The following is a 12,886-nucleotide window of genomic DNA, read 5'->3' as shown; positions in this document are numbered from 1 at the left end:
TTTGCAATCAGAACCGCGGCTTCGGCCGCGGTTTTTTTGCGCCCTGGCGCACAGCGATCCGCGGGCGGGTGTGTAACGCTTGTTTGACACTTTTTCGAGCCCCTTGATATAACCCCAATCGCATTATTTGATTCCCGGCTGGGCAAGCCTGCGACAGGATGGAGAACCCTCCCCGCGCTGGTGTAAGCTTGGCCTTCATCGGGCCACAAGCCTGAGTCACCACTGAGATAAGGAAGCGCTTCATGAATAAATCCGAACTGATCGACGCGATCGCCGCAGAAGCCGATGTCCCGAAGGCCCAGGCCGGCCGTATGCTGGACGCCATGGTGACCGTGGTGGGCGATACTCTGGCCAAGGGCGACCAGGTCTCCCTGGTGGGCTTTGGCACCTTCCTCGTCCGCGAGCGCGAAGCCCGCACCGGCCGTAACCCGCGTACCGGCCAGTCCATCCAGATCGCCGCCTCCAAAACGCCTTCTTTCAAGGCTGGTAAAGCGCTCAAGGATCGCGTAAACTAGCGCGCTTTATCGGGTGCTTAGCTCAGTTGGTAGAGCGTCGCCCTTACAAGGCGAATGTCGGCGGTTCGAACCCGTCAGCACCCACCATGCAGCCTGATCTGGCTGCATGAAGAAAATTTGGAGCGGTAGTTCAGTTGGTTAGAATACCGGCCTGTCACGCCGGGGGTCGCGGGTTCGAGTCCCGTCCGCTCCGCCATATCTGAGAAAGGCGCCCTCGGGCGCCTTTTTCTTTGCCTGTCGTACAGGCCATGCCTCGCCCAGGACAGGCCCACGCCCGGGAAGCGGCCTCTAGGTGTACGGGAAAGAGGGGCGGGCCCGTGCGGCCCGGCTTGAGCCCGGCATGCGGTCGGCACTGTTGCTGCGAGCGCACGCCGAGGCGTGCGCGAGAGGCGGCCGTAGCGCTTAGGTGTCGCTTGGGGCGGTTTCGTCGATGGGCGTTTGGGGTTCGATCAGTGTGCCCGGGCCGTTCTCGCTCTCAGGGAAGGGCTCGGATTCCGGTGCGTAGGTCTCGCCCTCGAGGCTCTTGCGCATCGCCTCTTCGGCCTCCTGATTGAGCACGATGATCGAGATGCGCCGGTTGATGGCCGCCTCCGGGTCGTCGCGGGTAAACGGCACACTGTCGGCCAGGCCCACAACCCGTGCGACCTGTCCCGATTCGGTACCACCCGCAATCAGCGCACGGCGTGCGGCATTGGCGCGGTCGGTCGAAAGCTCCCAGTTGGAATAGTCCGGACGCAGCAAGGGGCGGGCATCGGTGTGGCCGGTGATCGAGATGCGATTCGGCACCTGGTTGATCAGGCTTGCGAGCTCACGCAGGATCGCGTCCGCGTGCGGAAGGGGGGTGGAGCTTGCCGTGTCGAACATCGGCCGATTCTCGCGGTCGATGATCTGGATGCGCAGTCCCTCGGGAGTGATATCCAGCAGCAACTGGTCCTTGTAGGGCTCCAGGGCCTGGCTCTGGCTCAGGGCTTCCTCCAAGGCTTCCTGAAGTGCCTCCAGGGCCTCGCGGTCGCGGGCTTCGGCCAGCTCGTCCAACGCCTCTCCATCCAGCCCCATGGGTGCCTCCATGGCCTCGGGGTCCTGGATCAGCTCGGGCATGCCCTCGAAGTCGATCAGCGAGGGATCGACCCCGGTCCCATCGCCCGGTGCCTGGCCGGGCGCGGCGGCCTCGCCGACGAATGCGGAAGGGTTCTGGAAGTACTCGGATATGCCGGCGCGTTGTTCGTCGTCCAGCGCCACGAGCAGCCATAACACCAGGAAGAAACCCATCATCGCGAGGGTGAAGTCGGCAAACGCGATCTTCCACGCGCCACCGTGGTGGCCGCCCTTGACCACCTTCTTCTTGACGATGATCGGCTGGGTCTTGTCCTCGACGCCCATGTGGCTGATCCGGAGGCGGTCAGGCCCCCTTCACGTGCTCCTCGAGCTCGGTAAAGCTCGGGCGCATGGCGCCTTCCATGGTCTTGCGGCCAAACTCGACGGCGACCTGCGGGCTGTAGCCCTGGACATTGGCCAGGATGCAGGCCTTGATGCACTGCAGGAACTTGGCTTCTTCCTGGGCGCGGGTCTCGAGCGCCGTCGAGGTCGGTCCGGCAAAGCCGTAAGCCAGCAGGATCCCGAGGAATGAGCCGACCAGCGCGGCCGCCACGCTCGAGCCGATCTCCTCGATCGAGCCGTCGAGCCTGCCCATGGTCATTACGATCCCCAGCACCGCGGCGACGATCCCGAAGCCGGGCAGGGCCTCCGCAACGCGGTGCACGGCGTGGGCGGGCTTGTGCGATTCCTCGTGATGGGTCTCGAGGTCCAGATCCATCAGGGCATCGAGTTCATGCGGGTTCATGCTGCCGGAGATGATCAGGCGCATGTAATCGGTGATGAACTCCATCGCGTGGTGATCCTGCAGGATCCGCGGGTGGGCCTGAAAGATCTCGCTGTTCTCCGGCTCCTCGATGTCATTCTCCACTCCCATCAGCCCTTCCTTGCGGGCCTTGGTGAAGAGCTTGTACATCAGTGCGAGCAGGTCGAGGTAGTCGTCCGACTTGTACTTGCTGCCCTTCATCAGGCTGGGGATGGACTTGAAGACGGTGATGACGACTCGAGGCGGGTTGGCAATCAGGAATGCGCCCAGCGCTGCACCCCCGATGATCCAGTATTCGTACGGCTGCCACATGACCCGAAGGTCGCCGCCATGAAAGTAGTATCCCCCGAAGACCGACGAGAATACGACGACGATGCCTAGAAAGTACTTCACGAAACGGGAACCCCGAGCTGGTCGATGGGGCGAAGGTGACGCCGGTCACGCGTTCGCTGTTGATATAGTGACGGCCATAACGATAACGACTCCCCCGCGCGAGGTACAGCATGGCCCAGGATGAGGGCGCGCCCTACAGCGACCAGGCACATCGCCTGGCTGGACTCGACTGGCCGATTCTGGAAGCCAGTGCAGTCGCCTTTTCCCAGCCCGACGCGCTGGTGCAGCGCTCCTTGCGAGAGTTGGGCCAGTGGGCGGAGCGCGACCCCGGTCTTGCACTGCGTCTGGTCCTGCGTGCGAACGGCTCGCGCCGCGGTATGCGCCAGGAGGTGCATTCAGTGCCTGATGCCATCGCCATGCTCGGTCTGCAGAACGTCTGCGATGAAGTCCGCATGGCCCCGCCGGTTGGCGAGGTTGTACTTGAACCGCAGCGATATCGGCAGGTGGCGGCCCAGTCGCGGCTGGCGGCGATGATCGCGGCCGACGTCGCCCAGCGTCGACGCGACTCCGAGCCGGAGGAAGTCGGTCTGGCCGCCCTGCTGAATCAGCTGGGCCTGCTCGGTCTCCTGGTGGCCGGCGAGCCACGCCTGGGCCGTCTGCTTGCCATGCTGGAGCTCAATGCCTTGCCAGACGAGGCCAGCTATACCGCGCTGGGCTACGCGACCGACGACCTGTCGCGCGCGATGACCGAGGCGATGGAGTTGCCCGAACTGGTCGTGGGGACTCAGCGTGCGGTCAACGCTGTACATCCGCGTGCCTTCGAGGTCATGGTCGCCAGTGCGGTGGCCTGGCAGATCATGCGCGGGATGGACACAGTGCGGGGCGATCGCGACCTGCGCCTGCTGGCCGGCCTGACGGGAGTCAACGAGAAGGTGGTCGCAGACCGGCTGTCGGAGATCATCGAGCGCTTCAATGAAGATGCCGACGTGTATCACATCGAGCCCCTGAATCCCGCGACACCCGGGTCGGTCTGGCTCGGCGCGCGCCACCGCACGCGGCTCGCGCTTTGCCCGCGTGCCGATGTGCTGGAGGAGGGGCTGGCGCGACTGCAGGAGGACACCAACCGCGTGTCGCGGCTGCGGCGCATGCTGCGCGTGATGCAGTTCGGGCTGGGACTGAACCGGGTGGTATTCGCGCGGCTTGCGCGCGACGGCGAATCACTGCGGGCCGAACATATGGTCGGCACACTGCACGAACCGGAGTTCAGCCACTTCGTGATCGAGCGCTCTGCCCTGGGGCCGCTCGAGGCCGTGCTGGAGGATGACACGCCGACCTGGTGGGGGCGCCACTACCCGGGCGTGGCACTGCCGGAGGCGATCCAGGCCCTGACAGGAGGGGTCGATGCCTTTTATGCGCCGGTGCGGGACCAGGGGCAGGTGATCGGTCTGGTGTATGCCGATCGCCGCAGTCGCCAGCATGCCCTCGACGACCGAGCGTTCAAGGGTTTCTGCCACGTTGTGCAGGCAGCCTCGAGCACCGGTTAGTCTTTTCTCGTACACGATCGGCTGGCCCGTGCCTCAAGCTACGATGGCCCTGGCCGTTATATCGGGTGGTGCATATATGGTCGCGCATGAAGGCGAGGCCATGTGTCTGCCGCTTCGGCTCCACCCCGACACTGGAACAACAGGACCTCGTCCCTTATGCGCAAGAACCTTCCCGTTACTCAGGCCGAGTATTCCCTGGAGGCCCACGGAGACCTGATCTCGGCCACCGACGAGAAGGGCCGCATCCGTTACGCCAATGACGACTTCGTTACGGTCAGCGGTTTCGACTGCGAGGAGCTGGAAGGATCGGCCCACAACATCGTGCGCCACCCGGACATGCCGGAGGCCGCCTACGCGAACATGTGGGAGACCCTGAAGGCGGATCACCCGTGGATGGGCATCGTCAAGAACCGGCGCAAGAACGGTGACCACTACTGGGTGGATGCCTTTGTAACGCCCGCCTACGAGCACGGCCGCAAGACCGGTTACGAGTCGGTGCGGGCCATCCCGGAGCGCGAGCATGTTGCTCGCGCGGAGCAGGTCTATGCCGCGCTCAACCGGGGCCGGAGCTTTGCGCGGCGCTGGTATCACAGCCTCATCTGGCGTCTTGCGGGAACCTGGCTCGCGGGCTTCCTGCTGGCGCTGGCCGCCGTCTTTCTGGCGCCTTCGCCGCTGGCCCTGGCCGGCCTGCTGGCGTTGATCTTCGTCGCCGGTGGCGGGGTGTCGCTGGCGTTGACCACGGGTATCCGGCAGGCCGTTAACCGCGCCCGCGAGCAGTTCGACAACCCCGTGATGGAGGCGATCTATACCGGGCGTCGCGACGACAGCGCGTCGCTGGAGCTGATCCAGCACTTCAACGAGGCGAAGCTGCGCACGGTGCTGGGCCGCATCGAGGACAAGGCCGATGCCGTGGCCGGGGATGCCCAGGCGATGGCCAGCAGCGTCGATCAGACGGCCTCGGGGGTGGAGCGCCAGCAGAACGAGATCGACCAGGTTGCCACCGCGATGAACGAGATGAGCTCGACCATCCAGGAGATGGCCGGCAATTCCGCGCGCGCGGCCGAGGCCGCGAACCACGCCGAGAAGGAGACCGGGGCCGGGCAGGAGGTCGTGAACGACACGGTTGCCGTGATCAATCGTATGGCAGCCGAGGTGGAATCCACCGCGGAGAAGCTGGGCAAGCTGGAGGCGAGCACCGAGGAGATCGACAAGATCCTGGGTGTGATCCGCGAGATTGCCGAACAGACCAACCTGCTGGCGCTGAACGCCGCGATCGAGGCCGCGCGTGCGGGCGAGCACGGGCGCGGCTTTGCGGTGGTGGCCGACGAGGTGCGCTCGCTGTCGCAGCGTACTGACGAGTCCACGGTGACCATCCGCAACATGATCGAGACCCTGCAAAACGGTGCGCGCGAGGCGATGTCTGCGATGCGCGCCAGTCAGGAGCAGGCGGCCGACGGGGTGGAAAAGGCCCAGGCGGCGGGCGACTCGCTGACCACGATCCGCGAGGCCGTCGCCCAGATCACCGAGATGAACACCCAGATCGCCACGGCGGTCGAGGAACAAAGCGCGGTCTCCGAGGAGATCAACCGCAACGTGACCTCCATTCGTGATGTCGCCAGCGAAACCGGTTCGGTCTCGGTGCATGCACGCGATGCCAGCGCGCGCATGCTGGCCGAGGCCGCCGAACTCAAGGCGCTGATCCAGCGTTTTGAACAAAAGTCCGTGTAGAGATTTTATTTACGGGGTTGCGAAAGTGAATGGTCGTCACTACAATCGCGCCCATCTTGAGTAGCAGAGGTCTGTCAATGGACTGTTGTCGATGGATGCATGAGCGTCGGGCCGGTGGCCGGTACGAGCGTGCATATCGTTGCCAGCGGGGTCCCGCCACCCGGTAGAACGGTGGTGCCCTCCGGTGTCAGCGATATGCGTGACTCCGGGGGGGTGACAGAACGCCTTCCCCCTAGCGTCCCTCGCGGGCGTTTCTCCAGCCCCCAAGCCCGTTCTGCGCCCGCCCTTGCGCGTGGCGCGCTGCCCCATGCCATTCGATGATATTCCGCCTCTGCTCGGATTCCGGGCCGGTGCGTGCGTTGCTGTGCGCGCAGCGGAGTGGACTGTACCTATGAACAACCAGCAGGAGGTCGCCATGCCAGCGCCTGAAAACGACGACCCCGGGTCTAGATCCGGAATATCACTGCGGGGCAGTGAGCAAAGGAAAAAGGTGTTCGTCTCGCTGATGGGGGTTTTGTAAAAGACCGCCACCAGCGGTCACGGGATTCTTTTGTCTTTTGTAATGCCCCGTGTGCGTTTTTTATTTTTTTAAGCACAAGGAGCATTGCAATGAACGACAAGATTCTGGAAATGATTCATGCCGGTGACGTGGGTGCTGCCCGCGACGAGGTGATCCATCCGGTCCCGGCCATCACCGCCAACCGCCTGTCGGAACTGGACCCGCGTTCCCGCTTGGTAATCCTCGCGGGTGTGGACACCAATGAGCGTCGCGCCATCTTCCTGGCAATGGACGACGAAGAACAGGCGATCCTGTTCGAGCATATGCCCGAGCCGGAGGCCCGCGAGCTGGTGCAGGCCCTGCCGGCCTACACCCTGGCGCGGTCTCTGGCGCTGGTGGGCAAGTCCCTGGCGGATGACCTGCTGGATGCCCTCCCCGGGGCCAAGCGCGACAAGGTACGCGCCCTGTGGCGTCAGGACGAGGACACCGTGGCTCGTGTGATGCGTCGCCCGGTGTTCTGGGTGACTCCGGAAGAGACCGTCAGCGAGGTCACCTCCCGCCTGCGCGACGATCGCAATATGCCGGACGATATCGGGGCCGCACTGCTGATCACGGATCGCGACCACCACTACAAGGGGCTGGTGCGCCTGGGCCGGATGTTCCGCGCGGAGTCCGGCCAGACGGTTGGGGATCTGATCGAACTGGAGGACTTCTACACCACGCCCGACGGTGACAAGGTCGAGGCCGCCCGCCTGCTGCAGCGCACGGATCTGCCGTATCTGCCGGTGGTGGATGCCGATGGCGTGCTGGTGGGGGTGCTGCGCATCGACGACGCGATGGACGTGCTCGAGGAAGACACCTCGGAGGACTTCTACAAGAAGGCCGGGATCGGCGACCTGCTGCACCAGAAGGATGTCGTGCGCTCGGAGAAGCTGACCTCCGGCGGGATCGGCTATGCGGTCAAGGTGCGCATGGCCTTCCTGATGGTGACGCTGGCCGGTGGTCTGGCCGTAGGCGGGGTGATCGACTTCTTCGAGGACACCCTGGCGGCGGTGGTTGCGCTGGCCATCTTCATCCCGCTGGTGATGGACATGGGCGGCAACGTTGGCACGCAGTCGACCACGATCTTCGCCCGCGGGCTTGCCCTGGGGCATATCAACCTGGGCCGATTCTTCCGCGCGCACCTGGTCCGCGAGGGGGGCGTAGGCCTGGCCATGGGGGTTGTGATGGCCGTCATCGCCGGTACCATCGCACACTTCTGGCAGGGTGCGCCGAACGGCATTCCGGAGCTGGGCATCGTGGTTGGCGTGGCGCTGTTTGTCTCGGTGTTTACCGCGTCGATCCTGGGCTTCCTGCTGCCGTGGGTACTGCTGAAAATCGGTGTGGACCATGCGCCAGGCGCGGATCCGTTCATCACCACCATCAAGGACTTCACCGGTCTGGCCGTGTACTTCGGCATGGCCGCCTGGCTGCTGAGTGCGCACATGCCGGCGTGAATGCCGGGGAACCCGAACTGTGTTGCCGGATACAGAATCCGGCAACACGCCTGCAAAGAACGATCGAGCAAAGAGGAATCGACATGAACCATCGCAGCTTCCATCGCGGCGTGCTGGCCGCCACCGTGGCCGGGGTCTTCGCCTTCGGCGTGCCGGCCATCCAGGCCGCCGAAGCCGAATTCAACATTGGCGTGTTCACCGACTACATCGACGACGGCGCGACCAAGTCGGACAACGACCCGGTGGTGCAGGGCGGCTTCGAGCTGGGCTTCCCCACCGGCGTGTTCACCGGTGTGCAGGCCTCCAGCCTTGGCAGTGGCCGTGGCACCGAGATCGTGCCGTTCGTCGGCTATGGCTTCGACGCCGGCCCCATCGGCATCGAATTCGGCTACGAATACTTCCACTACTCCAGCCTGGACGACGAAGACGAGGGTGAATTGTTCCTGGGCGCCGACTGGGGGCCGCTGTTTGCCGAGGTGGCGTATGTCGCGCACGCCGACGATCGCGATGCCGAGGGCAGTCGCGTCTGGTTTGTCGGGGCCGGGCACGAGGTGGCTCCGCGCACGGAGCTCTTCGGCGGGCTGGGTTATGACGATCCGGCCGATGACAACGGCGCGAAGTTCTGGGAGCTGGGTGCGGCACACGCGACCGACTTCGGCACCTTCTCGCTGACCTACGCCTCTCGCGACGAGAGCGGCGCGCAACACCTGCTGGTCGGAGGCTACAGCGTCCACTTTTGACGCTCGTGTAGGAGCTTGGGCTTACGGCGCCATCCCGGACGCCGCGCGGTGGTGGTCCGGGATCCTGCAGCAGAGGCCGAACGCCGGGGATCCCGGCACTTCGCTTCGCTTCAGTCGGGGGTGCCGCGTCAGGCGGTCTGGCCGTAGCGGCGTTCGATGTAGGCCTCGACGCGGGCCTGGAATTCCTCGGCGATGCGTTTGCCCTTGAGCGTCACGGTCTTCTCGCCGTCCTCGTAGACCGGGGCCACCGGCTGCTCGCCGGTGCCGGGCAGGGAGATGCCGATGTTGGCGTGCTTGCTCTCGCCGGGGCCGTTGACCACGCAGCCCATCACCGCGACGGTCATCTCCTCCACACCCGGGTACTGCTGCTTCCAGTTCGGCATCTGCTGGCGGATGTAGGACTGGATGTCCTGCGCCAGGTGCTGGAAGTACTCGCTGGAGGTGCGACCGCAGCCGGGGCAGGCGACCACCGACGGCAGGAAGCTGCGCAGCCCCATGCTCTGCAGGATCTCCTGGGCGACCAGGACCTCCTTGGTACGGTCGCCGCCGGGCTCCGGGGTCAGCGAGATGCGGATGGTGTCGCCGATGCCCTGCTGCAGCAGCACGGCCAGCGCGGCGGTGGAGGCGACGATGCCCTTCGCACCCATGCCGGCCTCGGTCAGACCGAGGTGCAGCGGGTAGTCGCAGCGCGCGGCCAGGTCCTGGTAGACGCTGATCAGCGGCTGCACGCCGCTGACCTTGGCCGAGAGGATAATGCGGTCGTGGGCCAGCCCGATGCGTTCGGCCTCGGCCGCGCTCTCCAGTGCCGAGGCGATCAGCGCCTCCTGCATCACCGCCTCGGGCGCGGCCGGCTCGGCGCGCTGGCTGTTCTCGTCCATCATGCGCGCGAGCAGGGCCTGATCCAGGCTGCCCCAGTTCACGCCAATGCGCACCGGCTTGTCGTAGCGGATCGCGGTCTCGATCATCGCGGCGTACTGGGCGTCGCGCTTCGAACCACGGCCGACATTCCCGGGATTGATGCGCAGCTTGGCCAGCGCCTCGGCACACTCCGGGTACTTGGTCAGCAGCTTGTGCCCGTTGAAGTGGAAGTCCCCGACCAGCGGCACCTCCAGCCCCATGGCCTCCAGCCGTTCGCGGATCTCCGGCACCGCCTTCGCCGCGTCCTCGGAGTTGACCGTAATGCGCACGACCTCGGAGCCGGCGCGCGCCAGCTCCGCCACCTGCACGGCGGTGCGCAGCGCATCGGCGGTATCGGTGTTGGTCATCGACTGCACCATCACCGGGGAATCACCACCGACGGTGACAGGGCCGATGCGAACGGGGACAGTCTTGCGGCGGGTGGAGGTCGTGTTCATGTCGAGGCAGCGGGCGCGTCAATTCGGTGCGCGGAGTGTAACGCAGGCCCCGCTCGCTGCCGAGACGCCGCAGGCGCGCAGGGGTTGCCGGGGCTGCAACGGGTGCCGCGGTTCACGGATTCAGGGCCGCCTTCCACGGCTGAAAGGTCCGGTCGATCGCCTCACGGCTGGCCGAGTGGCGTGCCTCGACATGCTCGGCAATGGCCTGCTGCCAGGTCAGGCGGGTCTCGGTATGCAGGGCGTCCAGGGCCTCGTGCAGGGCGGCCTCGAGATCCTCGCGGTGGCGCGCCTCGTCGATGCGCAGCAGCACCCAGTCGGTCCCGACCCAGGCCGCGCCGGCGGCCACGATTCCGCAGCCGAGCGAGACCGGACCGCTCCAGGCGCAGACGCCTGCGCCCAGGGCCCCCGCGCGCCCGGCCCGGGTCAGTGCCGCACCGCCACTGCGCGCCACCTGGGCCGCCAGCCGGGCCTGGACCGCACGGGCGATCAGCGGGGTGGCCAGTCCCGTTCCGGCGGCGGCAGTGGCCGCCAGGCCCGCGCGCTGTTCCAGCCGGGCGAGATCCGCGTCCATTGCGCTGGCAAGTTGCTGGGCCCGCTCGATGCGCGCGTGCTGTTCGATCGGCGACTGCAGGGCCGCCGGCGTGGCGGGTACACGGGCGTCGGCCATCTCGCGTGTCAGGGCGATGCGCCAGGCATCGCGGACCTTGCGCTGATCCTCGTCCAGACCCCATTGCGCCCGTTCGGCCAGCGTCTGCAGGGGGCCGTCCCAGAGGTCTGCCGGCAGGAGCCGGTCGCGCAGGGCCCGCGTGGCCGCGTCGTCTTCGGCCGTGCCCAGCCACTGGGCGCCGCGGAGCAACAGGCGCTGATATTCCGCACCCAGCGAGAAGTACCAGTCCGCGACCTCGGGCACGCGGTCGTGCAGGATCTGGAAATGCTGGTCCAGCTTGTGATCAATACGGGTTTGCCACTGGGCTCGGACCTGTTCGTCACCGGCCTCCAGCCACTCCAGCGAGAAGCGCTCCAGGCGGCTCAGCCGGTCGCCGTCGAGCCGATAGCGCTCGCCCTCGAACTCCAGCTCGACATGCGCCTGGTCGTCCCACTGACGCGGCTCGTGGCGATCGACCTGGGCCAGGAACGCGGCCGCCGCAAGGGCGGTCAGCGCGAACCAGACCAAGGTCCGCAGGAGTCTACGGTTGCGCGGGGTCATCGCCGGGATCACGCGGCGGGAACAGCCCGTTGGCCAGCAGCAGGAAGCCGGCGGCCAGGAATGCCTGTTCGATCAGCAGCAGCGACCAGGCCACCAGCACCGGCAGAGGCTGGGCCCCAGGCGGCAGCCACTGCTGGCCAAGCCACAGGCGTAGCCCGTCCTGGGCCGCGGCCAGTTGCAGCCCGATCTCCAGCACCGCGCTGCGGGCCCCTTCGTGCTCCACCATGAACCAGATCACCTGTTCCAGCGAGGCGCCCGAAAGGTCCGGATACCAGCCACGCAGGGCCAGAACCAGCAACGCCAGCGTCAGCCCGCCGCCGGTGATCCACAAGGCGCCGCGCCGGGCCAGCTCCGGGGCCAGCCGCGGGTGCGCATGACCGGCGATCAGACGGGCAAAGGCGGCCTCCAGCAGGACCAGTGCCAGCGCGCCCGCGACCAGGATCGCCCACACCGCCGGAGTCTGGATGCGGGCCAGCGCCAGCACCAGCAGCCCGCCCAGCAGGGCGCCCACGAGCAGGTGGCGCAACGCCATCAGCGGGCCGCCGCGCAGGCGTTCGCTCCACGGGCTTTCCGCATCCAGGTAGCCGCGCAGGAAGGCGGCCCGGCGCAGACGGTGGCGGCGAAAGCCGCCGTAGCCGATCAGCAGGGTCGCCCCGATCCACAGGGCCAGGATTACCGCCTCGGGCGCCACGCGCAGGTTCAGGTGGAGCAGCCACAGCCCCATCAGCAGGAGCACCAGCGTGAACAGCTGGCGGGCGGCGTTGGCCGGCGCCCGGGTGGGCACCGCGGCGGCGAGGGCAGTGGCGGACATGCATGACTCCGCAAGGGATGTCTCCCGATGGTAGCAAGCGCAGGCGTCGCGCGATGCAGGGAGAAGCCGTTCTGGTACGGTTCAGGTGGTCAGGGTATAACCGGGGCATGCCACGCACCGCCGTCATCATCCTGCTTTGTCTGTTCGCCGCGCCGGTAGCGGCGGAGGACTGGCAGCTGCATGCCGTGTTCGGCAATCAGGTCGTATTGTCGGTCGACGGCGAGCGCGCGCTGGTCGGCGAGGGCGAGACCGGACCGGGCGGGGTGCGGGTGCTGCGCATCTCCGGCAGTGGCGCGGTGGTCGAGCGCGCCGGCGAGCGTCGTGAACTTCGGGTGGAAAGACGCCCCCGCGGCGCCGGTGCCCCCCAGGCCGACCGGCGTGGCGCCGGGGTTACCGTGCATCGGGATTCGGCGGGCGAGCACGCGGTCACCGGCGGGGTCAACGGCCACGCGGTGACCTTCGTGGTTGATCCCGAGGCCGAGTGGGTGTTGCTGCGCGAACGCGATGCCCGGCGCGCGGGTCTCGATCCGGATCGCGGGGAGTCGGTCCGTGTCGAACGCGCCCGTGGAAGGGTAGAGGGGCGTTCGTTGCGCGTTGACCGCCTGCAACTGGGGCATCTGGCCCGCGATGACGTCCCGGTGATTGTCCTGACGGACGAGGACCTGCCGCGCTCGCGTCTGGGCCAGGCGTTCCTGGATGCCTTCGAGGTCGAGTTCGACGGCGGGGCCTACACCATCCGGCCGTAAGCTCAAAAACTGCCGGGCGGATTCGCGTTAGGATGCCGCAAGTCCACCACTGCT

Annotated in this window: 11 protein-coding genes and 2 tRNA genes; 8 read left to right on the top strand and 5 right to left on the bottom strand. The window is 66.6% G+C overall.

Going from position 1 to position 12,886, the window contains the following annotated elements:
* The first annotated feature begins 242 nt into the window (after positions 1-242).
* The 3 genes from F579_RS0106245 (at position 243) to F579_RS0106235 (ending at position 711) form a co-directional block, all read left to right on the top strand.
* On the top strand, positions 243-515 hold the full coding sequence (locus F579_RS0106245) for an HU family DNA-binding protein (RefSeq protein WP_012981989.1): 273 nt from the start codon (positions 243-245) through the stop codon (positions 513-515).
* 11 nt (positions 516-526) lie between these two features.
* A tRNA-Val gene (locus tag F579_RS0106240) sits at positions 527-602 on the top strand.
* A 32-nt stretch (positions 603-634) separates the two neighbouring features.
* A tRNA-Asp gene (locus tag F579_RS0106235) sits at positions 635-711 on the top strand.
* 206 nt (positions 712-917) lie between these two features.
* On the opposite strand, the gene motB is transcribed toward F579_RS0106235, so the two are convergent.
* Entirely contained in the window at positions 918-1,895 is a 978-nt protein-coding gene (gene motB / locus F579_RS0106230; RefSeq protein WP_019023949.1) for a flagellar motor protein MotB, read from the bottom strand.
* 19 nt (positions 1,896-1,914) lie between these two features.
* Complete coding sequence (gene motA / locus F579_RS0106225) at positions 1,915-2,766, bottom strand: flagellar motor stator protein MotA (protein WP_018138782.1); 852 nt, start codon at positions 2,764-2,766, stop codon at positions 1,915-1,917.
* 110 nt (positions 2,767-2,876) lie between these two features.
* Here motA and F579_RS0106220 point away from each other — a divergent pair, with 110 nt between their 5' ends.
* The 4 genes from F579_RS0106220 to F579_RS0106205 all read left to right on the top strand — a co-directional run bounded on the left by F579_RS0106220 (position 2,877) and on the right by F579_RS0106205 (position 8,713).
* Positions 2,877-4,250 carry an HDOD domain-containing protein gene (locus F579_RS0106220; protein ID WP_019023951.1) on the top strand — a complete coding sequence of 458 codons (1,374 nt, stop codon included), beginning with the start codon at positions 2,877-2,879 and terminating at the stop codon, positions 4,248-4,250.
* Between the two features lie 156 nt (positions 4,251-4,406).
* Positions 4,407-5,978: a PAS domain-containing methyl-accepting chemotaxis protein gene (locus tag F579_RS0106215; RefSeq protein WP_019023952.1), complete on the top strand. Its 1,572-nt coding sequence runs from the start codon at positions 4,407-4,409 to the stop codon at positions 5,976-5,978.
* Between the two features lie 609 nt (positions 5,979-6,587).
* Positions 6,588-7,973, top strand: a complete 1,386-nt coding sequence (mgtE, locus tag F579_RS0106210; RefSeq protein ID WP_019023953.1) for a magnesium transporter — start codon at positions 6,588-6,590, stop codon at positions 7,971-7,973.
* Positions 7,974-8,056: 83 nt separating this feature from the next.
* On the top strand, positions 8,057-8,713 hold the full coding sequence (locus tag F579_RS0106205; RefSeq protein WP_019023954.1) for a TorF family putative porin: 657 nt from the start codon (positions 8,057-8,059) through the stop codon (positions 8,711-8,713).
* Between the two features lie 128 nt (positions 8,714-8,841).
* Here the strand turns inward: F579_RS0106205 and ispG are convergent, their stop codons facing one another.
* The 3 genes from ispG to F579_RS0106190 form a co-directional block, all read right to left on the bottom strand.
* The gene (ispG, locus tag F579_RS0106200; RefSeq protein WP_019023955.1) at positions 8,842-10,068 is read right to left on the bottom strand and encodes a flavodoxin-dependent (E)-4-hydroxy-3-methylbut-2-enyl-diphosphate synthase; all 1,227 of its coding nucleotides are present in this window, start codon (positions 10,066-10,068) and stop codon (positions 8,842-8,844) included.
* A gap of 112 nt (positions 10,069-10,180) precedes the next feature.
* A complete protein-coding gene (locus tag F579_RS0106195; RefSeq protein WP_019023956.1) occupies positions 10,181-11,275 on the bottom strand; it encodes a hypothetical protein in 1,095 nt (364 codons plus the stop codon).
* Positions 11,256-12,086: a hypothetical protein gene (locus F579_RS0106190; RefSeq protein WP_019023957.1), complete on the bottom strand. Its 831-nt coding sequence runs from the start codon at positions 12,084-12,086 to the stop codon at positions 11,256-11,258. The genes F579_RS0106195 and F579_RS0106190 overlap by 20 nt, the downstream gene beginning before the upstream one ends.
* Before the next feature lie 107 nt (positions 12,087-12,193).
* Here F579_RS0106190 and F579_RS0106185 point away from each other — a divergent pair, with 107 nt between their 5' ends.
* On the top strand, positions 12,194-12,832 hold the full coding sequence (locus tag F579_RS0106185) for a TIGR02281 family clan AA aspartic protease (RefSeq protein ID WP_019023958.1): 639 nt from the start codon (positions 12,194-12,196) through the stop codon (positions 12,830-12,832).
* Positions 12,833-12,886 lie beyond the last annotated feature (54 nt).

Origin of the sequence: Thioalkalivibrio sp. ALJ21 (assembly GCF_000378605.1) — a bacterium.
In the GTDB taxonomy this organism is placed as follows: Bacteria; Pseudomonadota; Gammaproteobacteria; order Ectothiorhodospirales; family Ectothiorhodospiraceae; genus Thioalkalivibrio.
This window is presented reverse-complemented; position numbering and strand designations above follow the sequence as displayed.